18 protein-coding genes are annotated in these 25,741 nt (G+C 38.7%); 7 read left to right on the forward strand and 11 right to left on the reverse strand.

Annotation, left to right across the window (positions count from 1 at the left end; genetic code table 11):
• Positions 1–93: 93 nt before the first annotated feature.
• The 4 genes from GQR52_RS09325 to GQR52_RS09340 are packed head-to-tail and all read right to left on the reverse strand — an operon-like array spanning position 94 to position 4,637.
• The gene (locus tag GQR52_RS09325; protein WP_165728233.1) at positions 94–1,302 is read right to left on the reverse strand and encodes an FtsX-like permease family protein; all 1,209 of its coding nucleotides are present in this window, start codon (positions 1,300–1,302) and stop codon (positions 94–96) included.
• Positions 1,303–1,313: 11 nt separating this feature from the next.
• A complete protein-coding gene (locus GQR52_RS09330) occupies positions 1,314–2,627 on the reverse strand; it encodes an ABC transporter permease (protein ID WP_165728234.1) in 1,314 nt (437 codons plus the stop codon).
• A 3-nt stretch (positions 2,628–2,630) separates the two neighbouring features.
• The gene (locus GQR52_RS09335) at positions 2,631–3,341 is read right to left on the reverse strand and encodes an ABC transporter ATP-binding protein (protein ID WP_165728235.1); all 711 of its coding nucleotides are present in this window, start codon (positions 3,339–3,341) and stop codon (positions 2,631–2,633) included.
• Positions 3,342–3,383: 42 nt separating this feature from the next.
• Positions 3,384–4,637: an HlyD family efflux transporter periplasmic adaptor subunit gene (locus GQR52_RS09340; protein ID WP_165728236.1), complete on the reverse strand. Its 1,254-nt coding sequence runs from the start codon at positions 4,635–4,637 to the stop codon at positions 3,384–3,386.
• A gap of 698 nt (positions 4,638–5,335) precedes the next feature.
• Between GQR52_RS09340 and gltB the strand changes: the two genes are divergently transcribed.
• The 3 genes from gltB (at position 5,336) to GQR52_RS09355 (ending at position 13,162) form a co-directional block, all read left to right on the forward strand.
• On the forward strand, positions 5,336–9,793 hold the full coding sequence (gltB, locus tag GQR52_RS09345; protein ID WP_165728237.1) for a glutamate synthase large subunit: 4,458 nt from the start codon (positions 5,336–5,338) through the stop codon (positions 9,791–9,793).
• Positions 9,794–9,802: 9 nt separating this feature from the next.
• The gene (locus tag GQR52_RS09350; protein WP_007584567.1) at positions 9,803–11,218 is read left to right on the forward strand and encodes an FAD-dependent oxidoreductase; all 1,416 of its coding nucleotides are present in this window, start codon (positions 9,803–9,805) and stop codon (positions 11,216–11,218) included.
• A 921-nt stretch (positions 11,219–12,139) separates the two neighbouring features.
• Positions 12,140–13,162 carry a GGDEF domain-containing protein gene (locus tag GQR52_RS09355; protein ID WP_240914467.1) on the forward strand — a complete coding sequence of 341 codons (1,023 nt, stop codon included), beginning with the start codon at positions 12,140–12,142 and terminating at the stop codon, positions 13,160–13,162.
• A 371-nt stretch (positions 13,163–13,533) separates the two neighbouring features.
• On the opposite strand, the gene recN is transcribed toward GQR52_RS09355, so the two are convergent.
• The 3 genes from recN to nadK form a co-directional block, all read right to left on the reverse strand.
• Positions 13,534–15,207 (reverse strand): DNA repair protein RecN, encoded by a 1,674-nt coding sequence (recN, locus tag GQR52_RS09360; protein ID WP_007584560.1) that lies wholly within the window; start codon positions 15,205–15,207, stop codon positions 13,534–13,536.
• A gap of 75 nt (positions 15,208–15,282) precedes the next feature.
• Positions 15,283–15,840, reverse strand: a complete 558-nt coding sequence (locus GQR52_RS09365) for a hypothetical protein (protein WP_007584558.1) — start codon at positions 15,838–15,840, stop codon at positions 15,283–15,285.
• Between the two features lie 77 nt (positions 15,841–15,917).
• Positions 15,918–16,802 carry an NAD(+) kinase gene (nadK, locus tag GQR52_RS09370; RefSeq protein WP_004335384.1) on the reverse strand — a complete coding sequence of 295 codons (885 nt, stop codon included), beginning with the start codon at positions 16,800–16,802 and terminating at the stop codon, positions 15,918–15,920.
• A 154-nt stretch (positions 16,803–16,956) separates the two neighbouring features.
• On the opposite strand from nadK, the gene GQR52_RS09375 reads away from it, so the two are divergent.
• Entirely contained in the window at positions 16,957–17,922 is a 966-nt protein-coding gene (locus GQR52_RS09375; RefSeq protein ID WP_165728238.1) for an HrcA family transcriptional regulator, read from the forward strand.
• A 58-nt stretch (positions 17,923–17,980) separates the two neighbouring features.
• A complete protein-coding gene (gene grpE, locus GQR52_RS09380; RefSeq protein WP_007375833.1) occupies positions 17,981–18,592 on the forward strand; it encodes a nucleotide exchange factor GrpE in 612 nt (203 codons plus the stop codon).
• 34 nt (positions 18,593–18,626) lie between these two features.
• Here the strand turns inward: grpE and GQR52_RS09385 are convergent, their stop codons facing one another.
• Complete coding sequence (locus GQR52_RS09385; protein WP_165728239.1) at positions 18,627–19,829, reverse strand: Bcr/CflA family efflux MFS transporter; 1,203 nt, start codon at positions 19,827–19,829, stop codon at positions 18,627–18,629.
• A gap of 196 nt (positions 19,830–20,025) precedes the next feature.
• Between GQR52_RS09385 and GQR52_RS09390 the strand changes: the two genes are divergently transcribed.
• Positions 20,026–20,823, forward strand: a complete 798-nt coding sequence (locus GQR52_RS09390) for a M48 family metallopeptidase (protein WP_165728240.1) — start codon at positions 20,026–20,028, stop codon at positions 20,821–20,823.
• A gap of 67 nt (positions 20,824–20,890) precedes the next feature.
• Here the strand turns inward: GQR52_RS09390 and GQR52_RS09395 are convergent, their stop codons facing one another.
• The 3 genes from GQR52_RS09395 to GQR52_RS09405 form a co-directional block, all read right to left on the reverse strand.
• Positions 20,891–21,907: an alpha/beta hydrolase gene (locus tag GQR52_RS09395; protein ID WP_165728241.1), complete on the reverse strand. Its 1,017-nt coding sequence runs from the start codon at positions 21,905–21,907 to the stop codon at positions 20,891–20,893.
• Between the two features lie 174 nt (positions 21,908–22,081).
• Positions 22,082–22,870 carry a nucleoside-binding protein gene (locus GQR52_RS09400; protein WP_165728242.1) on the reverse strand — a complete coding sequence of 263 codons (789 nt, stop codon included), beginning with the start codon at positions 22,868–22,870 and terminating at the stop codon, positions 22,082–22,084.
• Positions 22,871–23,003: 133 nt separating this feature from the next.
• Positions 23,004–24,317, reverse strand: coding sequence for a Na+/H+ antiporter NhaC family protein (locus GQR52_RS09405; RefSeq protein ID WP_165728273.1), 1,314 nt, complete (start codon positions 24,315–24,317; stop codon positions 23,004–23,006).
• 363 nt (positions 24,318–24,680) lie between these two features.
• On the opposite strand from GQR52_RS09405, the gene dapB reads away from it, so the two are divergent.
• Positions 24,681–25,484, forward strand: coding sequence for a 4-hydroxy-tetrahydrodipicolinate reductase (gene dapB / locus GQR52_RS09410; protein WP_165728243.1), 804 nt, complete (start codon positions 24,681–24,683; stop codon positions 25,482–25,484).
• Positions 25,485–25,741 lie beyond the last annotated feature (257 nt).

The raw sequence follows: 25,741 nt of genomic DNA on the forward strand, positions 1-25,741 counted from the left end.
ACACTGCCTTACTAATCAGTGTAGCATAGTGATTTTTACATGATTTAGTAACCTAAACTCTGGATAATAAATCTACCTCAAGCGGATTCTAGGTTAAATTGTGCGAGTTGCGATACTGGGCGAAATATTAGCAGCGCGTTTAGCCGGCCCTAATACCGCAAGTAAGCTCATTAATAATACGACAATGGCGGTAACGGCTATATAGCTTGGCGGTAGTGCGGCTACAGAAAAATACTGCATTAACATTCTCCCAAGTAGTATTGCTGTTACCACACCTAAGGCTAAACCTAGGCTACAAATTAATGCATTTTCTACTAAAAAGTAGCTAACAATAGCTGACTTTCTTGCACCAAGTGCTCTGCGTGTGCCAATTTGCTTAGTACGTTTGCTAATATTAAATAAGGTTAAGCCAAAAATACCGAGAGCGGTTATAAGCACTAAAATAGTGATTAATACTATGAGCATGCGCATCATGAGGCGGTCTTTAGCGGTATACTCATTTTTTAACTCATCAAGTCCTTTAATGTTATTAATAACGCGTTTGCTGTAATTTTCGAGCATGGCATTTTCTATTTCTTTCATTACAGCTGCTCGCTGACCAGGCTCTGTACGAACGGCAACTTGTGCATAACTTGCTGCTTTAATATAAGGAATAAACGCAAGATTATCGGGTTTACTGTCTTTGAGCCACGGGCCTTTCATGTTTCCGATCACGCCAATAACTTTAAGTGGTAGGTCACCAAAATAAACTATTTTTCCTAAACCATCTCCATCAGGGTAGAGCTCATCAAGTAAGGCTTTAGTGACTATAGTGACGTTGGTGCGCTTTTGTGTAATTTCGTTTGTAACTAGCACTTCATCTTCGGTAAAGTTTCGCCCTGCAATTAAGTTAACGCCGTAGGTATTAATTGCGTGGTCATCTATAAAAAAATAAGCAGTTCTTACACTTAGGCCTTCTTGTGGAGCGGGTTGTAAATTAAAGCTCGAAGCGCTGCCACTGCCTGATAGCGGGATACTACTGCTTAATGCGGCATCAACTACGCCTGGCATTTTTCTAAGCATGCTTTCATCAAGCTCAAACTGCTGGCTTAAGTTAATATCAGTACCAAAGGTCATTACATTAAACTTAAATATATCTTGCTCAGGGTAGCCCGTTTCTTGATTTAAATAGCTAATTCTGTCTTGAATGATAAATGCAGCATTACTGACTATAGCTGTGGTAATTGCAATTTGAATTAGCAGTAATACAGCGCCCACCTTTGAGCGGCATAAGGCGTTAAATATAGGTTTTATTTCTAACATTGTTAAATTCCTTATTGGCTCTTAAGATAAATAGCAGGATTGGTTTTACACACTAACCAAGCTGGGTACAAACCAGCCAAAATGCAGGTTGTAATTGCAATCAATGGGGCGCTCAATAGCATGGTCAAATCCATTGTTGCTAAGTTTTCATAGTAGTCGTAGCTTTGCACTACGCCCATTAAGCCAAGTTGTGCTAGTACAATTCCTAGCATGCCACCTATAAAGCCAAGCATGGCGACCTCAACTAAGTGCTGTAAAAATATTTGCCTTTTACTAGCGCCTAATGCGCGTCTTACACCTACTTCTGGCGCTCTGCGTAAAAACTTGGCTAAAAGTAAACCTAAAATATTGGCTAAGCAGACACCTAAGAACATAAAGCTCAGGCCCACTAAAATTTTATTGTCTTCGGTGACGACGTTGTTGTATTGCATCCATTGGTTTACATCGCGAAGTTTATACTCAAGTTCTTTACGATTAAATCGACCACGTTTTTGTTGTTCTTGCATATAGGCTAATAAGTAATTTTGATAGGCTTGTTTTTGTTCAAGCGTATTTAGCTCTACCCAAAACTGGATCCATACTTGCTCAGATTGCAGTTTATCTGCAAAGGTTGGTGTGTTTTCGTGTTTCCATCCATTGCTATTGCCCCAACTTACGAGCTCTTTTGCCTTTATTAAGCTAAAGGGCATAAATAATTCTTCTACTTGATTAAATGCACCGTTATTTAAATCATAATATTTAATATTGAGAGGCCAATGGTTAATAACACCAACTACTTGATAGCTTGCATCATCTAAGTAAATCAGTTCTCCGACGGAGTTTTGTCCTGCAAATAGTTTATCGTTTATCTCTTGGGTAATAACAACCACAGGTGCGGCTGAGTTTTCTTGCTCTTTGCTCCAAGCCCCTCCGTATAGAAATGACAAATTAAACATGCTAAAAAAGTCAGGCGTTGTCATGCGTGCATTACCTATAAAAGGTTTTATTTTGTCGGAGTCTAAATAAACTGAAAAGCCGGTACGCATCATAGCCACTTTTTTCTCTGACGTGGGTGCGTTTAATAAGTTCTCTGCATCTTGATAGGTCAATTGCAGTGGCATGTTATCTTCTGTCCACCACGTACTACCATCGTCCATTGTTTGTAATTGCACACTGTAAAGTTGGCTGCTTTTTTCTGGAATAGGATCGGCCGACATCATGTGATAAACACTAAGGCTGGTCATTGTTATGCCTATACCTATCGCAATGGCAAGTACCATTAAAAAGCTAACCAATGGGGTGCGCTTGAAGCTGCGCCAACTTAAATCTAAATAATGAATAAACATTAGTTAAACCCCCGATGCTGTTTTTATAGTTTGCGCGCCCTGATAAAGCGTAAAGTCGGCAAGTTGTCCATCAACTACTTGAATATTACGCGGAGCACGGCGGGCTAATTCGCTATCATGAGTTACCATTACAATAGTGGCACCGTCGCGATTGATTTGTTCAAGTAACTCCATAACTTGGCGAGCCATTAAGCTGTCAAGGTTACCTGTTGGCTCATCGGCAAGTAAAAAACGAGTTTCACCAGCAAGCGCACGGGCTATTGCCACACGTTGTTGCTGGCCACCAGAGAGTTGTTGAGGTAAGTGTTTAGCGCGAGATGCTAAACCAACTTGTTCAAGGCATTGCTCAATTCGACGTTTTCGCTCATTTGCTTTAATCCCTCTGTAGCGAAGAGGAACTTCTATGTTTTCATATAAATTTAAATCGGGGATCAAATTAAAGCCTTGGAATATAAAGCCAATTTTTTGATTACGTAAATCAGCACGTTGGTTATCGTTTAGGCTGCCAACATTAACGCCATCCAGCAGGTATTCACCTTCGTTAAAAGGCTCGAGCATACCTGCAATATTTAAAAAGGTTGTTTTTCCTGAGCCGCTAGGACCAGTAACAGCAATAAATTCGCCTTCGTTTACTTGCAGATTAAAATCTCGAAGCGCATGGGTTTGTACCATTTCTGTTTGGTATACTTTACTTACATTGTTCATTTGTAACATCGTTGTTCCTAATTATTTTTAGCGTTGGTTGAGAACGTCTGTTTAATTTAATAAAATCGTGTTGGCTTGCTTAAAGTCGCTGTAGCTTGAAATAATAATTTCATCGTTTTCTTTTAGTCCACTTAAAAGCTCAACCGCATTAATGCTGGTGGCGCCTATTGTAATAGGTATACGCTTTGCGATATTGCCATCGACTTTATAAGCTATAATTCCGCCTTGCTGCATAAATGCACCACGCTTTACTTGCATTACACCTTCTCGGTTGTCGAGTAAAATACGTGCAGTTAAGCGTTGGTTCTGACGAATGTTGTTAGTAACACCTTTAAACCGGACGCGTGCTGTTACTTCACGATTATTAACTTCTGGTGATATGGCGGATAAATTCCCCATCACTGTTTCATTGCCTAACTTAAGCTCTACTTCCATACCGAGCCCTAATTCGTTTGCGTAACTTTCAGGAACTTGGAGTTCGGCTTCAAAATTACTTAAGTCGACGAGAGTCATAAGAGGTTGGCTTTGCGTCACTGCGGCTTTTTGTTGCACTAATAGGTTACCCACGATCCCTGTAACGGTAGCCTTAATAGATAGGTTGCTTACTTTTCGGATTAAGTCATCAACAATAAGTTGTTGGCGGGTCACATCACTTTTAGCAGCTTGTAGTTCAAAAGCGAGCGTGTCTTTGGCAAGCAATACCTCTTGCTGCGCATGCTTATAGGAGAGCTTAGCTCGGGATAAATCATCAACTGCTTTTTCTAGATCAATTTGGCTAATTAAGTGCTTTTGTATTGATAACTGTGCGCGACGATTTTCGCGCTCAGCGGCGTTAAGCTCAACCTCTGCCATATCGAGTGTTTTATTTAAAGTGAGTGTTTGGCGTCTTGCTTGCAAATGCTGCCTTTGCTGCTCGCCTTCAAGTCTTTTAAGTACAGACTCCTGTTGCTTTAATTCATTAGTTAACTCAGGGCTTTGCAGCAGGGCAAGTGTGTTGCCTTGCTTTACTGTATCGCCGGCCTTTACTTTTAAATCTATAAATCCCCGTTCTGGACTGTAGATTTTAGGAGCATTAGCAGCAACAATTTTACCACTGGCGGCAATGTCTCGAATGAGCGCTTTAACATGTACTTTTGCAATCTGTACTTTTGAGCGGCTAATAGAGCTTTTAGCGCTATGGCTCGTTAAAAAAATATAAGCAATTGCAGAGACCACAATGAAAACAATCGCAGTGATTATCGCGTATTTTTTATAGCTTATAGGTGCCTTTACTTGTATGTCTTGTGCGCTGGTATCTTTAATCATTTAATTTCCCCTAAATTGCTTTTATGTATTTTTCGCACAGCAGTAATAAAGCTGCTGTGCAAATAGCGGCAATAGGAGAGAGTAAAAATAAGCTTAGAGTAAACATAGTAATTCCAATTAGCGATTATATATAAAGCTATACGATTAATATGCCAACTATTATCTTATTGATATTTAAGTGATTTTATTTTTTTGTTATTGAAATTCATGTCCGCGGACAGTTTATGTGTCCGCATCGGACATAGTTTTAAATAAAAATTCACTATTAACGTACAAAAAATGACATGAACTTTCATAACTATACTAATGAGCAGCAATAATCGGGGATGTTAAGCCATTAAAGTAATGAAATAGCATAAAACTATCTAAATGTTAACTGAATAGCCCCTCTAGTGCTGAATACTTATTCACTTTCGGTTGCCTTTACGTTTACGTAAGCTGGCACGCTGAATGCTTGTGTTTTTTACAATATGTTAAACTTGACACCAGTGTCATGAAAAAATAGTGGTTAAAATAACGCTAAATGTTAAAAATAATGATAAAAAGAAATCTTGCTATGAAGTGAGAAATATTCAAGAATGTGAATATGTATTCAAAGTGCTATTGACTCTATTTAAGATAGAGGCTAGTTTTGTCCGTCTGTTAGCAAATCGTCGAGCAGTTCATCCACGCTAACAGTGCAGCAAGGGGAGGGGTCTATGTTATACGACTCAAAGTTAGAAAAAGAAAATTGTGGCTTTGGCTTAATAGCTCAAGTTAATGGTCAAGCTAGTCATAGGCTTATTCGTACTGCTATTACGGGGCTTGATCGCATGCAGCACCGTGGTGGTATATCTGCCGATGGTAAAACAGGTGATGGCTGTGGTTTATTATTACAAAAACCAGATAGCTTTTTCCGTGCTATTGCTAGTGAACATAACTGGCACTTAGGCAAAAACTACGCAGTGGGTATGATATTTTTAAATTCAGACCCTGTTTTAGCGCAAGCTGCAAAACAAATACTTAGCGAAGAATTAGAAAAAGAAACGTTAAATATTTTAGGTTGGCGCGTTGTGCCAACCGACCCATCAATGCTCGGTCCTATTGCTGTACAGCAATTACCAGGTTTTGAACAAATTTTTGTTAGCGCGCCAGAAGGTTGGCGTTCTAAAGACTTAGAGCGTCGCTTATATGTAGCACGCCGCCGCGCTGAAAAGCGCATTGTTGATGACGAAGCTTTCTATATCGCAAGTCTATCTGGTTTGGTAACTATCTATAAAGGCTTAATGATGCCTGCAGATTTACCAAATTTTTACCTAGATTTAGCTGATATTCGTATGACGAGTGCGATTTGTGTTTTCCATCAGCGCTTTTCTACTAATACTCAGCCGCGTTGGCCTTTAGCTCAACCTTTCCGCTATTTAGCACACAATGGTGAAATTAATACTATTGAAGGTAACCGCCAGTGGGCACGCGCACGTTCATATAAGTTTGCGTCACCACTTATTCCTGATTTACAAAGCGCAGCGCCGTTTGTAAACGAAACCGGCTCTGATTCATCAAGCCTAGATAATATGCTTGAGCTATTTTTAGCTGGTGGCATGGATTTATTCCGCGCTATGCGTATGCTCGTACCACCTGCATGGCAGAAAAACCGTGCAATGGACGACGATTTACGTGCATTTTACGACTTTAACTCTATGCATATGGAACCATGGGATGGCCCGGCAGGTATTGTAATGTCTGATGGTCGTTTTGCGGCTTGTAACCTTGACCGTAATGGACTTCGCCCAGCGCGTTATGTAATTACACAAGATGGCTTTATTACGCTTGCATCAGAAGTGGGTATTTGGGATTACACTGCCGATGAAGTAGTTGAAAAAGGCCGTGTTGGTCCAGGTGAATTATTAGTTATTGATACTAAGCTAGGCAAAATTTGGCACTCAGATGAAATCGATCAAGATTTAAAGTCTCGCCATCCTTACAAGTCATGGCTTGAAGAGAACGTTAAACGTTTAGTCCCATTTGAAGAGCTGACTGAGCAAGACGCGGGTAATCGCTCATTTGATGACGAAACGCTAGCTAAATATCAAAAAATGTTTGGTTATACCAACGAAGAGCTTGATAGCGTTATTCGTGTAATGGGTGAAAACGGCCAAGAAGCAACCGGCTCAATGGGTGATGACACGCCATTTGCAGTGCTTAGTGAAGGGCATCGTTCGCTTTATGATTACTTCCGCCAAAAATTTGCGCAAGTAACAAACCCACCTATCGATCCACTGCGTGAAAATCATGTAATGTCACTTGCGACATGTATTGGTAGTGAGCAAAACGTATTTAACGAAACAACAGGCCACGCTAAGCGCCTACAGTTTGATACGCCAATTTTAATGTACGCAGACATGCAGCAGCTATTAAATGCTGATGAAGCGCATTACAGCTACTGTAAAATTGATATTACCTACACAGTTGAAGAAGGTTTAGAAAATGCGGTAACGCGTATTTGTGACCAAGCACAAGAAAAAGCAGCCGCTGGTTGTATCATGCTTATTTTAACTGACCGTAACTTTAATGAAGCAAATTTGCCGATTCCAGCAGCTATGGCTGTAGGTGCGGTACAAAAACGATTAGTTGATAACAATCTTCGCTGTGAATCAAACATTATCATTGAAACCGGTAGCGTGCGTGATGCGCATCAGTTTGCTGTGTTATTAGGCTTTGGTGCTACGGCAATTTATCCATACCTTGCGTATGAATCGTTAGTTGCGATGAGCGACAGCAAAATTATTAATAAGTCGTATTGCGAAGTAACTCTTGCTTACCGTAAAGCCATTAACAAGGGCTTATACAAAATCATGTCTAAAATGGGCATAAGTACGGTTGCGTCATATCGCTGCTCAATGTTGTTTGAAGCGGTTGGTTTATCTGACGCTATTGTACAAATGTGCTTTAAAGGTGTGGCAAGTCGCATACAGGGCGCATGCTTTACCGACTTTGATGACGATCAGCAAGGCTTACACAAACTCGCTCTAAGTAAGCGTAAATTATTAAGCCACGGCGGCTTGTTTAAGTACGTACATGGCGGCGAGTATCATGCTTATAATCCTGATGTAATCCAAACCCTGCAAAAAGCAGTTCGTTCTGGTGAATATAGTGATTACAGTGAATATGCAAAACTTGTTAATACGCGTCCTATTGCCACTTTACGTGACATGCTTGCGCTTAAAATTCCAGAGCAAGGCATTAGCATCGATGATGTAGAGCCTGCAGAAAACCTATACAAGCGTTTCGATTCAGCAGCAATGAGTATTGGTGCATTATCGCCAGAAGCGCATGAGGCTCTAGCAATTGCAATGAACCGCTTAGGCGGTTGTTCAAACTCTGGTGAAGGCGGCGAAGATAAGCTGCGTTATGGTACCGAGAAAAACTCGCGTATTAAACAAGTTGCTTCAGGTCGATTTGGCGTAACGCCGCATTATTTACGCAGTGCTGACGTTATTCAAATTAAAGTAGCGCAAGGTGCAAAACCAGGCGAAGGCGGTCAATTACCGGGTGAAAAAGTAACTCCATACATTGCTAAACTTCGTTATTCTGTTCCAGGTGTTACGTTAATTTCGCCACCACCACATCACGATATTTATTCAATTGAAGATTTAGCGCAGCTAATTTTCGATTTGAAACAAGTAAACCCTAAAGCGCTAATTTCTGTAAAACTGGTTTCAGAACCAGGCGTAGGAACCATTGCAACGGGTGTTGCTAAAGCGTATGCCGATTTAATTACTATTTCTGGCTATGATGGTGGTACAGGCGCAAGCCCACTTACTTCAGTTAAATATGCAGGTAGCCCATGGGAGCTAGGACTTGCAGAAACGCAGCAAGCCCTTGTTGAAAATGGACTGCGTCATCGTATTCGCTTGCAAACAGATGGTGGCTTAAAAACGGGTTTAGATATAATTAAAGCGGCAATTTTAGGTGCAGAAAGTTTTGGCTTTGGTACCGGCCCAATGGTTGCGCTTGGTTGTAAATACTTACGAATTTGCCATTTAAACAACTGTGCGACCGGTGTTGCAACACAAGACGAAACACTTCGTCAAAAGCATTACCACGGCTTACCAGAAATGGCGATGAACTACTTTAAGTTTATAGCGCAAGAAGCACGTGAAATCATGGCAAGCTTGGGTGTTGTAAACTTAACTGATTTAATCGGTCGTTTAGATTTGCTTGAAGCAATTGAAGGCAAAACAGCAAAACAGAAGAAAATTGATTTATCTTCAGTAATTGCTCAGCCTAATAACCCAACTGGCGAAACGCTTTATTGTAGTGCGCCTAATAGCTCACATTATTTAGGAAAACTTAATGAGAGCCTACTTGCTAAGGCGCAAGACGCAATTGATGCTTCAAGCGGTATTTCACTAGTAAGTCGTATTTGTAATACGGACAGATCGGTAGGTGCAATGCTTTCTGGCTATATTGCTGATAAATATGGCAACCAAGGTATGGCGGCAGATCCTGTAGCAATTGAGCTACATGGTACTGCGGGTCAATCATTTGGTGTTTGGAATGCCGGTGGCCTTGAAATGACACTGGTTGGCGATGCAAACGATTACGTAGGTAAAGGCATGGCGGGTGGCAAGTTAGTTATTCGTCCGCCACTTGGCTCGTCGTTCGAAAGTCACAAAGCCACAATTGCAGGCAACACATGTTTATACGGTGCAACAGGCGGCAAACTGTTTGCTGCAGGTTGTGCAGGCGAGCGCTTTGCAGTTCGTAACTCAGGTGTGCAAGCGGTTGTTGAAGGTGTAGGTGACAACTGTTGTGAATACATGACGGGCGGCGTTGTATGTGTACTGGGCAATGTAGGCGTTAACTTTGGTGCGGGTATGACAGGTGGTTTTGCTTATATTTTAGATGAGCGAAATGATTTTGAAAAACGCATTAATCCAGAGCTTGTCGAAATAGTAACACTAGACGAATTAACGTCGCATCAAGAACATTTACGCGGCTTAATTGCTGAGCATTTAGAGCTTACGGGTTCGTGCAGAGCAGAAAGTATTTTGGCTAACTTTGAATTGTACTTACCTATGTTCAAATTAGTAAAACCAATATCAAGTGACGTAAAAAGTTTACTCGGGCATCGCGCTCGCAGTAGTGCCGAACTACGTGTTCAGGCGCAATAAGGGGGCAGTATGAGCGAAAATGTATATCAATTTATAGACGTGCAGCGTGTAGACCCACGCAAAAAACCAATCTCGTCACGTAAAAAATCTTTCGTAGAAATTTACGAACCCTTTTCAGAGAATCAGGTTAACTCACAAGCTGACCGTTGTTTAGATTGTGGTAACCCATACTGTGAGTGGAAATGTCCAGTACATAACTACATTCCACAATGGCTAAAGTTAATACGCACAGGCCGTATTATAGAGGCGGCAGAGCTTTCTCATCGTACAAATAGCTTACCAGAGGTTTGTGGGCGTGTTTGCCCACAAGACCGCTTGTGTGAAGGCTCGTGTACGCTCGATGAAGAGTTTGGTGCGGTTACAATTGGTAATATTGAAAAATACATTACTGATGAGGCATTTAAAATGGGCTGGAAGCCTGATATGTCTTATGTAACATGGACTGACAAAAAAGTAGCCATTATTGGTGCGGGCCCTGCAGGTTTAGGGTGTGCTGATATTTTAGTGCGTAACGGTGTTAAACCAGTGGTGTTTGATCGTCACCCAGAAATAGGTGGACTACTCACATTTGGTATTCCTTCTTTTAAACTTGAAAAATCAGTAATGCAAAAGCGCCGTGAAATTTTCACTGAAATGGGCGTAGAATTTAAGTTAAATGTTGAAGTAGGTGTTGATATTACACTTGACCAAATTTTAGCTGATTACGACGCTGTGTTTTTAGGGGTTGGTACGTATCAGAGTATGCGTGCAGGTCTTGAAAATGAAGATGCAGCGGGTGTTCACGATGCATTGCCGTTTTTGATTGGTAACACGAACCGTGTAATGGGCTACGACGAGACAAAACAACCGTGTATTGATATGGCTAATCAAAAAGTAGTTGTACTTGGCGGTGGTGATACAGCGATGGACTGTGTGCGTACGTCTATTCGACAAAATGCTGCAAAAGTAACGTGTGCTTATCGTCGTGATAAAGAAAATATGCCAGGCTCTAAACGTGAAGTTAAAAACGCGAAAGAAGAAGGCGTTATATTTACGTATAACGTTCAGCCTAAAGGCATTGTACTGAACGATAAAGGTAAAGTGACCGGCGTTAAAATGGTTAAAACTAAATTAGGTGAACCTGACGCAAAAGGCAGAAGCCGTGCTGAAGAAGTACCTGGTTCAGAACATGTTATTGAAGCTGATCAAGTTATTATGGCGTTTGGTTTCCAGCCTCACAAAATGGATTGGTTAGAAAAATACGATGTAGAAATAAACAACTGGGGCGGTATTAACGCACCAGAACAAGGTGAGTTTACACATCAAACTACTAACCCTAAAATATTTGCTGGTGGCGACATTGTACGTGGTTCAGATTTAGTGGTAACTGCTATTTTTGAAGGACGTAACGCTGCAGAAGGTATTATGGATTACTTAAAAGTTTAATTTTTCGTGTTAAAATAACGATATTTAAAGCAAGCCAAGTGGCTTGCTTTTTTATTTTTTTTATCCAAATGTAATGTCAACATAATTAGTGACAAATGGGGCTATATTTATACCACCTTTTGTATGGCTTTCTTGAACAACACCTTTTGTTAGTAACTTCATGTAGAAACCTTATATAGTAACTTTCAAAGAAACTGCTTTGCCATTATGGGTTGTTCTTTATAAGCCAAATGCGATTTCTTTAGGTATCTACTAAGCGGCTTTCAGGACTCGTTTCATATATATAAACGTTATCGACACTTCTTTCTTCTATGTCGTTTATATACTCTAATACCAATTCGCTTAATTAAGTGATCTATTTTGAGATAACAAAATTATGTCGATAATGAGGCTAAAGTTTCGCTACTTAGGTGTTCTCGGCAATTACCTCTACATTGCTTTGTATTCATGCAGTCGTATCTCGAAAGTTTTAACGCAGTTAGCGCCAAGTTCAATCCTTGAAATTGATTGAGTATTATCGCGGATTTGTATAGTGCGTGTATTTTTTGTAGCGGCACTTTTATTGATTAATGTGTTGTTGACTCGGTCCAGGCACAATTCATAGAATAGTTACTACCATCTTTAACTGTGCAGGTTTATATTATTTTTTGACTACCAGTCAGTTCGATTATTGCAGGAATAAAAGGGCGTACTTATATAATTTAGCAAATGGTATTAGTGCCAAGCAATTTAATATCGTAAAAATGTACTTACCTGAGATAAATGCAAGAGGCTAAAAATATGTGCACAATTGTCAGTGCTAATTACTAACCTTAATAGTTGATTTAAATATAAAGTAGGTTCATTATTGCACGCTGTTTACGGTTTGCTTACTTTATATCTATAAGTTTGCTTTTATACATTAATAAATAAATAGAAATTATGTACGAATATTCAAACAATTTAGAAAGGAAGCTCATTGTTCGGTTCTTTTCCTCAATAGGCTTTATAGCAACGTTTTCGATGGCTAGCTTAGCATTTATTAACAGCAGCTATTTATTAGCATTTACTTTGGTTGTTTCTTCGTTTGTTTACTTATCGGCGTTTAATATAGGCAGAGGTGTAGAGAAGTCTGCAACTGTAGTTTTATATAACCTGTATGCATTGATGTTTTATCTGGTACTTACAGGAGGAGCACAAGGTACAGGGCCTATATGGATATTTATAGTTTCTCCTGTTACTTATTCAATTCGAGGGCTTAAACGAGGGACGTTTGATATTGTTTTATTTTTATCGGCAATTGTTCTCGGTTTCTATTGCGCTGATACATTTAATATATATGACTACAATCCTGAGCAGTTTCCAGTCAGAATCATACTCGCTTTTATAATTGTTGCATCGCTGAGTGGTTATTACGAATTTTCAAGAGAAAAATACAGCAGTAAATTAATTGCTTTAAGCCAAAAAAATGAATTTTTAGCAACTATAGATCCACTCACTAATCTGCCAAACCGTCGTTTCACTATGAATAAGCTTATAGCTTTTAAAAATGAGCTTAAAAATAATAATATTCCGTTTGTAATATTATTAGCTGATGTAGATAATTTTAAAAAAATTAATGATCAATTCGGCCATGATTTTGGCGATGAAGCTCTTATCCATTTAGCCAAAACATTTGAAAATAATATTCCGCAAAATGCGATTGCTTCACGTTGGGGCGGTGAGGAGTTTTTAATTGTGATTCCAAATGTAACCGTTGATGATGGCGAGCTCGTTGCAGAAAAAATCCATAATGCCCTTAAAGCTTCAGCTGTAAGCTTATTTTCAGATAGTGTAAATATAACGCTAAGCATTGGCATCACAGCTGCAAACGCTGAACGCTCAATTGACCTAGATATTAAGCATGCTGATGAACTACTTTATAAAGCAAAAGAGCAAGGTAAAAACAGAACGTGCTCTTTTTAAATGTTTATTTACTTTAATCCATTGAAAACGAATCAAGGGATGGCCTTATTTTAGCCTTTCTACGTTTTAAGCTCATGTAGCATATTACAATACACGCAATCTGCATTGTAATTAAAACCCAATAACTAACACCTAAATCACTTAGTCCATTTATTTTTTCGCTAGTAAAGTAATAGGCCACAACGATTAGTTGAAAAACTAAAAAACTATTTAAAAACTTAAATAAACGTTGTTTAAAACAAGTATGTTTATATTTACTAAATATAATTAAACAGGTGCTTAGTACTAATAACAACCAACTTAAAATTATACAAAAATCAACTAAAGTACTGTGCATTATTTAATCCTTGAAGACGTTATTTACTAACACATTAGGCGTGAGCCATTATTAGTTCTTTAGCATTTGCTTTAGCTGTTTTGCTTATGTTATCGCCGCCAAGTAAACGGGCTATTTCATTAATACGGCCATCTTTATTTAAAGGCAGCATATGAGTAAACGTTTCGCCTTGTGCTATTTCTTTAGCTACAAAAAATTGCTGATGTGCACTACTGGCAACTTGCGGTAAATGAGTAACACAAATTACTTGAGTTGATTTACCTAATTGGCGTAATAACTTACCTACAGCAGATGCCGTTGGGCCAGAAATACCTACATCAACTTCATCAAAAATAAGCGTTGGGGTTGTTACTTTTTGGGCAATAATTACCTGTATAGCAAGACTTATACGAGAAAGCTCACCACCTGATGCTACTTTAGCTAATGGTTGAAGTGGTTGTCCCGGATTAGTTGATACTAAAAACGAGACATTATCAAAGCCTAGGCTGTTTGGTGTACGATTACTCTCTTGAGTTAAGGCTATTTCAAAAACACCGTTTTCCATTGATAAGTTAGCCATGCTTTCACTTATTAGTGTGTTAAGTGTATTAGCATACTCGCAGCGGCTTTTACTTAATTCATCAGCAGTTTGCTTGTAACTAAGTAACGCGCTTTCTATTTCTGACTCAAGCTGCTCCAGACGATTACTATTATTACTTATTGACTCAAGTTCTTGAGCAATCGATTGATGAAACTCAACTAACTGCTGTGGTTTTATATGATGCTTACGCGCTAAATCCATCGCTCCACTTAGCCTATTTTCTACTTCAACTAAGCGTGCCGGGTCTAAATCTGCTTGCTCAGTGTAATTGCGCACTTCGCGGCTTGCTTCTTCAACTTGTACAGCGGCTTCGCTAAGCATAGCAGCTACGCTTGCTAAACTTTCGTCATATTGAGCCAGTTCGGTAAATTGTTGAGCGCTGTGCTGTAGTAATGAGCAAGCGTTTTGCTCATCACTTTCATATAAGTGTTGTAACTCACGTTGGCACGATTCTAATATTGTTTGGCTATTGCTTAGTTTGTAATGCTCAGCCTCAATTAAATCAAACTCATTTTCTTGTAATGCAAATTCATCAAGCTCAGCAACTTGATACTCTAACAATTGTTTTTGCGCTGCTTGTTGCTGCTGTTGTTGTTCTAAGTGTTTAAATTCTTTTTGTAAGTTAGCAAACTGTTTATAGTTTTTATTTACTGAGTTTACTAAGTGGTGATGCCCTGCATAGGCATCTAAAAGCTGTAACTGATGCTCAGCTTTTAATAAATATTGGTGGGCATGTTGTCCATGAATAGATATTAAATATTGACCAAGTTCTTTTAATTGTGATGCGGTAACTGCACTACCATTAATATAGCTTTTACTACGGCCATTTTTACAAACAACACGACGTAATAAGCACTCGTTGTCAGAAGTGCTTAGCATATGTTGCTCTAAAAATGCTTGAGCAAGCGGTAGATCTGTTAAGTCAAATTGTGCACATACTTCTGCTTTATCAGAGCTTGGGCGAACTGCTGATGCTTCAGCGCGCTCACCTAAGCATAGCGATAAGGCATCAATAGCAATAGATTTACCAGCACCTGTCTCACCTGTGATCGCAGTCATACCGCTGCGCCATTCTGTGCTTAAATTACTTACGATTGCAAAATTTTTAACTTCTAAACCAATTAACATACTGTTTATCCATCCAGTCAATTAACTGTTAATTTATACAGTGTTTTGGTTTTTTGCAAATTAATTTTTTATTATTTAAGCAACACTTACATCTTGAGTAAACTGTGTATCGGAAGTTTGGGAAGATGCATCAATTTGATCATCAACAATATCAGTAGGTTGTATACTCTCTTCGGTTTTAAGCAGAGCAATGAGGGGAGGTAATGTATTAATATAAAAACTCTTATTGTATAAAATGCCTTGCTGGGGCAACTCAGATACAAAGTACTGTATATTATCAATCAATGGTTGAATTATATTTGTTTGATTGATTTTAATTAACTCGTTGGACAACGTATTAATTAGTAGGTCGGCGGTATCTTCAAGCTGTTGCAAGTTCTCGTCTGTATGTGATTGAACAACAAAAAAATTATTTACAATAGCTTGAATGCGAGGAACGTATTTTGGGCGAATTATTTTAGCATCAAGTAGATCATTAAGCTTTGCTTTAAGGCGCGTATTTACATGCGAAACACGTTCATTAAATAGCTTTTTTCTAGCTTCTATCGCTTTTTTACGGTTACTCTCAATTTTGAGGTAACTGTATAAAAGTGTAATTAATAGCAGTAAAGCAAAGAATACTACATAAGTCATTGCTACTCGTTCCTAAATTAGTTGATTATTATTTTAAGTCGCCATTTTGCTTTATAGTACTAAATTTGGCAATAAAATTAGTACAAACGACTACCCCAATTCAGTTTTGTACGTAAAACGTTGTAGTAAGAGTAATTTTTTGGATGAATTAAGCGCAATTGTTTATCGGCTTTTTTAATTACTACCTCATCGCCGGGTAATACGGCTAGCACTACGTGGCTGTCGCAGCTTACCTGTAGGCTATCTGTATTTTCTAGGCTTAGCTTTAAACGAACTTCATTATCGGCATCTACCACTAAAGGTCTGCTAGATAAGGTATGAGGAAACATAGGTACTAACGATATAGCATTTAGTTCTGGCGTTAATATTGGACCGCCACCTGAAAGTGAATACGCCGTAGAGCCTGTCGGGGTTGATACTATTAAACCATCGGAGCGCTGAGAAAACACAAAGTCATTATTTATAAAAGCTTCAAATTCAATCATGTGCGCTACTTTATCGGCATGAAGTACCGCTTCGTTAACGGCTGAGTTTGCACTTTTTAATTCGTTGTGGCGATATACTTCTACTTCTAATAAAAAACGTTTTTCTTCAAGATACTCACCACTGAGTACTTGCTCTAAGCTCGCTTCAAACCCTTCGGGGTTTAAATCAGTTAAAAAGCCAAGGTTGCCTCTATTTACACCAATTACAGCAATGTTAAAGCGCGCAAGTACGCGAGCTGCGCCAAGCATGTTACCGTCACCGCCTACAACAATGGCTAAATCGGCTTGTTCACCTAAGTCGACTAACTTAACAAGTTTGTCATGCGGAATATCGTCTAACTGACTCCCTGTGCGTTTTTCTACTATTACCTCAAAGCCAAGCGCAAGTAAAAAGGTATGTAAACGCTGCAGAGTAGCCGCTGCTCCCGGATGATTAGGTTTGCCAATTAGGCCTATGGTGTTAAAAGGAGAGTCCATAATGTACGCACAAAGAGATTTAATAATTGTAGAGTAACTCAAAACAGAAGTGTTTGAAAATACAGATTATAGCAATATTATAAACCATCAGTTTTATTCACTGTGAGTTAGCCGCACGACTTGAAAAAGAACTAAACGCCCCGATATCTCTTTCATGCAACAAGATGTAGATACCATGAAACTAAACCCACGAGATCAGCAAATTTTTTCAGCTGTTATGAACATGTACTGTAATGGTGAAGGCTTGCCTGTTCCATCAACAAAAATTGCCAAGCTCAAAGGCATGGCTGTGTGTTCGGCTACGGTTCGTAATGCTATGGCTCGCTTAGAAAAAGTGGGCTTATTGTATTCACCTCATACATCCGCAGGGCGAGTGCCGACAAATGAAGGGTTTGATTATTGGTTTGACGAATTTTTTGTGCTTGCTGATATTGCTAATTATTGGCAACCACAGCAGTCACAACTCGTTGAGCTAGCGCATGGTTTGAGCCAAAAATACCAAGTATGTTGTTGTGTTGGTTTACCTCAAGCCAGTTCACAGCAAGTGTTTAGAGTAGAAGTGCTTGATTTTGATTCTACCGACTGGCTTATTTTATTAATAGATAGGGCAGGGCAGAGTCACAATATTTGTATTGATAAACCTCATGATTCGTCAGACTCTGTTCGTTATCAATTTGCCACTTGGTTGAACACTGTATTTAGCCAACAAACCTTAATGGAAGGTTTGTACCGTATGCAAGCTATGGCAAATACAGCGCCTCGAAATTGTCATGATTCGCTTAATCAATGGACGCGACAACTAAGCCAAAAATTAGGCTCAGATAATAGTATTGTTGTTGGTGAAAATTACCTCTACAAACAAATAGACTGCGAACAAAGTTTAAATATTGGTGTTTCGTTTTTAAATTATGTAGAAGATAAGCTTGCTTTTAAAAATGGTGTATCGGTACTTAATAGCGAAAAATTACCTTTTACTGAGTGCGATGAATTAATTGTAATAAGCGTGCCGTACTTTAAAAATCAAGAATATCAAAGCCGTTTTTGTATAATTTGTCCTAAATCAGCGCAGATTGAAGAAATAATTCAAGAATTTAAATTAATTGAGGTATCTAACTCTTGAATCTTTTTATTCAATCCCCATAATTACCGCAGTTGTAAAGAATTGGAGCACGTATTTTATGTCTGAGCAGACACAAAACCCTGAGCAAGAAGTAGAATTAAACGAAGAAATTTCTAAAATGCAGGCTGATGTAGAAGCAGCAGTAGAAGCCGCTGATCAGCATGCAGAACAAGAACAAAGCCCTGAAGCAGAAATTGCGATGTTATATGCAGAGCTTGAAGCTGCAAAGCAAACAATTGCTGATCAAAAAGACGGTGTTGTTCGTGCCGCAGCAGATGTAGATAATATTCGTCGTCGTGCAGCACAAGATGTAGAAAAAGCGCATAAATTTGCACTAGAAAAATTTGCTAACGAATTACTACCTGTAATTGATAACCTTGAACGTGCTATTGAATTTTCTGATAAAGAAAATGAGACACTAAAGCCGTTGCTTGAAGGTATCGATATGACGGTTAAGAGCTTTAATGACGCTGTTTCTAAATTTGGTGTTGAAATTGTAAACCCACAAGGTGAGCAGTTTAATCCAGATTTTCATCAAGCAATGTCAATTCAACCAAGTAACGATGTAACACCTAATACAGTACTTGCTGTTATGCAAAAAGGTTACACATTGAATGGTCGTTTATTACGCCCTGCAATGGTTATGGTTTCTAAAGCTGCAGACGCTTAATTAATTTAAGGTTATTAGCTTTGATAAAAATGCCTCATATTGAGGCATTTTTTTTGTCTTTTTTATAGTGAATTAGCTGTACGAGCATAGTGAGTAACACAGCACTAAACATTAAACTTGAAAATGGTACTGCGCTTTTTGCATGCATAATGGCGAGTAACGGGCCAACTAATGCACCACTACCAAAACGAAGTGTGCCAATTACGGCCGTTGCTGTACCTGTGTTTCTTTCAAACTTCATTAATATTAGCGAATCAGCATTACTTGCAGTGACACCTAAACTCATCATTAATGGCGCAATAGCAGCCACAATATAATAAAGTGATAAGTGCAATAAGCTAAATGTTAACAGCGCAAGCCCCGATACAAACCCACATACAAGCCCAATATAGAGCATTTTTCGAGAGCCCAGCCTTGGTACAATTCGCGTATTTAAAAAGTTACCAAACATAAGCGCCATTACATTAAACGCAAATAACACACCAAATAACTGTTCTGACACTTCATATAAATCTAAATAAATAAATGGTACTGAGGTCAAAAAGCAAAAAAATCCAAAGGATACAAACATAGAACTGAGTATATCCGCACGTGCGTCTTTATTACTCAGTACTGTTTTATAGCTGTCAAAAAATAGAGCGAGGCCTTTTTTCTCATTTTTATGAATAGGTATATCTATTAAATACACTTGTACAAACGCTAATATTAAAAAGCTATATCCAGCAAGAACCAAAAATATGGTTGACCAAACAGAAAATCCTAAAATAAACGAACCAACAGAGGGGGCTACTAACGGTGCTACCATCATGATCATCGACACATACGACATTCCCTTAGCTGTATTTTGCTGATAAATATGGCGAATAATACCCGGTACGACTACGGTTGCTGCCGCTCCGGTAAATGCTTGCACTGCTCTAAGAGTCCAAAACGCATGGATTTCGGTTGTAAATGCCAAAGCAAGTGAGCTTGCGCCAAATAGGGTTAAGCCAATACGTGCAAGCTTGCGACGGCCAATTTGATCGGCAATTGGGCCAAAAAATAACATACCTAAAGAATAGCCCGCTAAGTAAATACTTAACGATATTTGAACATTTGGCATATTAGTTTGTAAATCGTTTGCAATTACCAGCATAGCAGGCAAGTACATATCAATAGCCAATGGAGTAATTGCCACAATACTGGCTAATAAGGGTAATAAAATACGGGTATTAAAAGACGAGGCTGAGGCGTCCATGTGTAAACTCAACAATCACTAAAAACAAGGCCTATAGTGTAACAGGGCATTGTATTTGGATAAACTTAGTTTGCCTGCTAACTTTATCGTCTTATCTCATCTTTTTAATATAGTGTATATAAAGCAAAGATTTTAAACTGGCACTGTGTTTGCTATTCTATAAGCAATAAAAAATTAATTACTTAAGAGAATTATCATGAAAAAACTAGTACTTGCAGTATTAGCGACAGCCGTTTTGGCCGGTTGTAAAACGTCACCAACAGGGCGCACACAAATAGCACTTTACTCAGACCAAGAAATGAGTGAAATGGGCACTGCTAGTTTTGCCGAAATGAAAGCATCTCAGCCAATTAATAAAGATGCAAAAACAAATGCATATGTAAATTGCATTGCTGAAAAAGTAGTGGCTGTATTACCAAAAGAATACGCGTCGCAAAATTGGGAAGTGGTTGTATTTGAAGATGAATCTGCTAACGCTTTTGCACTACCTGGCGGTTACATTGGGGTTCATACGGGATTATTAAAAATAGCCACCAATCAAGACCAATTAGCAACAGTGTTAGGGCACGAAGTAGGGCACGTAATTGCTGAGCATTCAAATGAGCGAGTTTCACAAAGCTCTATTTTAGATACAGGCATGCAGCTTGGTAGTGCAGCACTTGAAATGGGTAACATTCAATACCGTAACGAAATTATGCAAGGCTTAGGCTTAGGCGCGCAATACGGTGTTGTTTTACCATTTAGCCGTTCTCACGAGTCAGAAGCTGATGAAATTGGCTTAGATTTAATGGCTGAAGCTGGCTTTAATCCAGAAGAGTCGGTAACGCTTTGGCAAAATATGAGTGCAGCAGGTAGTGGTACAACACCTGAGTTTTTATCAACTCACCCAGCGCCAAGTAGTCGTATTAAAGACTTACAAGCACAAATGAGTAAAGCACTTAGTGAGCAAAGCACTGCTAAGGCACAGGGTAAAAACCCACAATGTAAGTTGTAATTTAGCTTCTATAATAAAAACCCTGTAAGTAGTTTACTTACAGGGTTTTTATATTCAGCACTCACTTCTATTTAGTTGTAAGCGCCTTTTTTAATACATCTTTAAAACGATCAAAATCTTCAATTTGCGGCAAATGCCCTAAATTATCAAGCTCATATAATTTAGCATTAGGGATAAGTGATGCGGCATTTTTGCCTAACTTATCGTAACGGCCGAGCTCGTAATCTACACCGTCTTTTTTCCAGTTACGACCAGGACCGGTTCTATCTCGTGTGCCAATAATTAATTTAACCGGCACAGTCAAATCTTTAAATTCGGTTATTACAGGTTGGGTGAAAATCATGTCGTATGTTTTAGCATTTACCCACGCCATTTTTTCTTTATCTGGGCCTTGTATCTGCCCTGTTATAAAGTCGGTTAAGGCTGAGTATGTAGCATTCCACTTGCCATCGTAATAGTTTTTTTGTTGATAACGTTTAACACCTTCAGGTGTTTTTGATAGCTCGTTTTTATAGAAAAAATTAGTATCTTTATAATCAACATATTGTAGGTAGTTTTCAAGCCCAATAGGGTTTAATAAAATTAGCTTTGTAGTTGTATTTGGATACATTAACGTAAAGCGACTTGCTAACATTCCGCCCATCGAGTGCCCAAGAACAACAGACTCTTTAATATTAAGCGAGTCCATTAATGCGTGCGTATGATGAGCAAGCGCCGCAAATGAATACTGGTAATCTGTTGGTTTAGACGACTTACCAAAACCAATTTGATCAGGGATTAATACCCCAAAGCCAAGTGATTGCAGGTATTGGACTGTTGTAGTCCAGTAATCGGCGTTAAAGTTTTTACCATGCATAAGTGTAACAACAGGCATATCGGCTTTGGTTGGCTTTAAGTAAATATAAGCCATTTTTAATGATTGTTTTTGCGACTCAAGTGCAAAGTAATTTACTTTAAAATCATACTGGTAATTACTTAAAAGTGCATCATAGGAAAGGGCGGATGTATCTTGTGAGGTACCTGCTAAGGCATTATTGGTTAGCAACAATAAAGTAGAAAAACAAATCACTTTAATCGACGACATTCAGTAACTCCTATTAAAGGCGAGCGCTTGGCTTAAAAGTTGGCTTAAAAAGAAGTACAACAATAACTAAGTATTTAAACCTGTTCAATTGAATGTTTTAGGTTAACCAAAAAAGCGGAGCTAAAAGTATAGCTCCGCTTAAAATTCACATTATTTAAAATGGATACGAGGTGTTTAAAAAGTCCACTCAACATGTATTTGCGGAACCGATTCAGTAACTTCAGTACCTAGTTTATTGTGCCAATACTGAAGCTCCATACCCAACAGTAAGGTGTTTTCTTTCATTTGCATGGCATGGCCAATATCCCACACTAAAATAGGCTGTGCGAGTATCCAAGCTTCTACATCGTTGCCAAACTCATCTTCACGCTCAGCAATGTACTCAGCGTGGCCTTTAAAGCTAAACTTTTGCGAGCCAATGGTAAAAGGGTATTCAAACGCTACATCAAGCATCCAGCTATTTGTTTCAATAGGTGCGCCGCCTTTAGCCACACCTTCACTGTCATCAATGTAGGCAGTTACTAAAGTTTGAAAAAAGTTAAACCCAGGTACATCCCAGCTTAATTTTACACCTGGTAGATACTTCATTACTTTTGCATCACCAGCAACGTTAATACCGCCCGTTAAGCCAACATCTAATAATACGCCAGAGCCAATTTGCTTACCAGTAATGGCAGACAAGCTAACGGTTGAGTACCACTCCCCATAAAAGTCACTATCTTGGTAGCCATCAGTTGTATCGTCTTTACTGTAATCAATAAAAAAGAAGTTATCGCCGTAGTCATAACCAGAGGCATGTTGGATTGAATACACAGTAGTATCAGACTCTTGCTTAGAAAATGGATTTTTTTGGCTACCATTATTTATATGTACTGCTGTACTGCTCCAATTGGCAGCAAAAGCAGATGATGATAAAGCAAGAGAAGTAAGGGTAATAAAAGGGAGTAATTTTTTAAATTTCATAACTGTTTAATAACTATAATTTTAGTGACACGCGGAAGCAAAGATTATAGCAGAAGAGATTGATTTGTTGATCGCTAATTTAACACATGTTGCAGCCTACTTAATAAGCTGCAACATGCACTAAATCAATTTATTATGCTTTATTGCGACGTAAACAAATGATAGCAATTGCAGTAAAGGCTAAAATAAAGCAGTAATAAGAAGACGTTGATACTTCCCACGGACTAATTTTAAAGGTTGCACCTAACAATAGTGCTTGAGCGCCATAAGGCAGTGAGCCTTGCGTTACACAAGCAAAAATATCAAGTAAACTTGCAGAGCGTTTTCCGGTTATTTCACCGTCGTCAGCAAGCTTTTTAGCAATAGGGCCAGCAACAATAATAGATACGGTGTTATTAGCAATACACATATTACTTGTCATAACGAGTGCGGCAATACCTAATTGATCGGCTACTTTACGATGCCATTTTGCAATGATTTTAGTAATCGCTTGAATTTTTTGAGCAATGTAATCAAGGCCACCATTAATACGAATGAATTCAGATAAGCCACCAATAAACATTGATAGTAAAAATATTTCCTGCATATCGGTAAAGCCTTTGTAAATATCTTTTACAAAGCTTGCGCCTTCATAGCTTCCTGTAAAGCCCATTAATGCAGCAAAAATAATACCGCTAAACAACACCACAAATACGTTTAGGCCAGCAACTGCTAACACTAAAATAAAGGCATACGGAAGTACTAACCAAATATCGTAATCCTTGGTTTCAACAACTTGCGCTGCGGGTGTTAAATAAAACAACAAGCCAATAGTTAGTATTGCAGCAGGGACTGCAATTTTAAGATTTTCTTTAAACTTATCTTTCATTTCACAGCCCTGTGTACGTGTGGCTGCAATAGTCGTGTCTGAAATAATTGATAAGTTATCGCCAAACATAGCACCTGATACAATCGTACCTGCCATTAATGCTGGATCTATACCTGTTTTAATAGACACCGCATAAGCAATAGGGCCAATAGCACCAATAGTACCCATTGACGTTCCCATAGCTGTAGATACAACAGCAGCAATTAAAAATAATCCTGGGAGCAACAAAGCGGGAGGAATAAGTGATAAACCTGCATTTACTACCGCGTCAACACCACCGGTTGCACTAGCCACGGCTGAAAACGCACCTGCAAGTAGGTAAATTAAACACATGGTTATAATATTATTGTGCCCAGCACCTTTAATAAAAGTCTCAACACATTCGTTTACCGTGCCCTTGTTTAAAATAAACGCAAGCATAATGGCAGGTAGTATAGCTACGGGAGCAGGAAGTTGATAAAAAGCGTAATCAACCCCTTGCGATTGCAAGTACAAACCAGAGCCTAAAAATAGTGCTACAAAGGTCAGTAGGGGAAGTAAAGAAAGTATAGCTTTGTTTTTATTAAATGATGGCTGCATCATATTCCTCGTAAACAGTTTAGTAATACAACAGCCAAAAACTCCTCTTTTAGCTGAATTTAGCGAGTCACTCTTATTTTATTAATTAAGAAGACCGCAGCGCCCGCAAGCCAAAGACCAAATCGACGCGAAAGAGAAGTTTAAATGTATAGATGGCTAAAGTAAACTGGTATTGTTATTATTATTAAATTAAAAGGTCACCTGACTATTGCATGACTTTTAGATAATATCTACAAAGTAACGCTATTTTCAGCGATTAATATTTGTCCAACTGCATAAAAATGCCCAAGCGCGTATTTGCAATGCTTCGGATATATACTCAGATTAGTAAAAAATGGATTTAAATTAAATTAGGTAAAAACAATGACTACAAATCGAATAGGCGTTTTTGGTGCTAATGGCAGAATGGGCTTAGCTCTATTAGAAGCAGTGACAATTAAAGAGCAAACACAACTTACAGGTGCATACGTTCGTGGTAGTTCATCGTTATTAGGCATTAATGTAAATCAAGTAAATAGCGCAGCCGACAACAGTGTTAGCTTTAGCGAAGAAACCACAATAGATAATGTAGATGTTTTAATCGACTTTACGCTTCCTGCAGGTATGAAAAATCATTTAAAAACCGCTGTAGCACAAAAAATTCCTATGGTTATTGGTACAACGGGTTTAACAACCGAGGATATGGTGCTACTACACGATGCAGCCAAACATATTCCAATTGTATTTGCCCGAAACTACAGTGTTGGCGTAAATGTACTATTAAACCTAGTACAAACAGCGGCAACTAAGTTTGGTGACGATTTAGATATTGAAATATTTGAAGCGCATCATCGTCATAAAATCGATGCGCCATCGGGCACAGCATTAGCCATTGGCGAATCAATTGCACAAGCTAAAGGCTGGGATCACGACGAAGTTGCTGTATACAACCGCAGCCAAGTGGAAACAGCTAAATCGCAAAATGAGATTGGTTATTCGGTACTAAGAGGGGGCGATATAGTAGGTGAACACACTGCATACTTCGCTACAATGGGCGAAAGGCTTGAATTAACCCACAAAGCAAGTTCAAGAATGACGTTCGCTCTAGGTGCTGTAAGGGCTGCAAGCTGGTTGAGAAACAAACCTGCAGGACTTTATGATATGCAAGATGTGCTAGATCTTAAGTAGTTTAGTTACTTTTTTAACTGTTTGGGTCTAATTTCACCTACAGTGACTTGTTTGTAACAATTTACTAAAAAGTGTTAGACCTAAATAGCAACTTCATGTAATATGCAGCCAATTTGCCAAAAATTACTAAATGCGTGTTTCCAATTATACCCAAATGGCTAGTAAATCCTGGGTTTCAGTGGGAATAAAAATAGTTTTAGGCAAGAAAAAATGATTGAAGGTTTAGTGTTTTATATCGGCATCATTTAAGACTGCGT

The organism is Pseudoalteromonas sp. 31A1, from assembly GCF_011378815.1.
In the GTDB taxonomy this organism is placed as follows: Bacteria; Pseudomonadota; Gammaproteobacteria; order Enterobacterales; family Alteromonadaceae; genus Pseudoalteromonas; species Pseudoalteromonas arctica.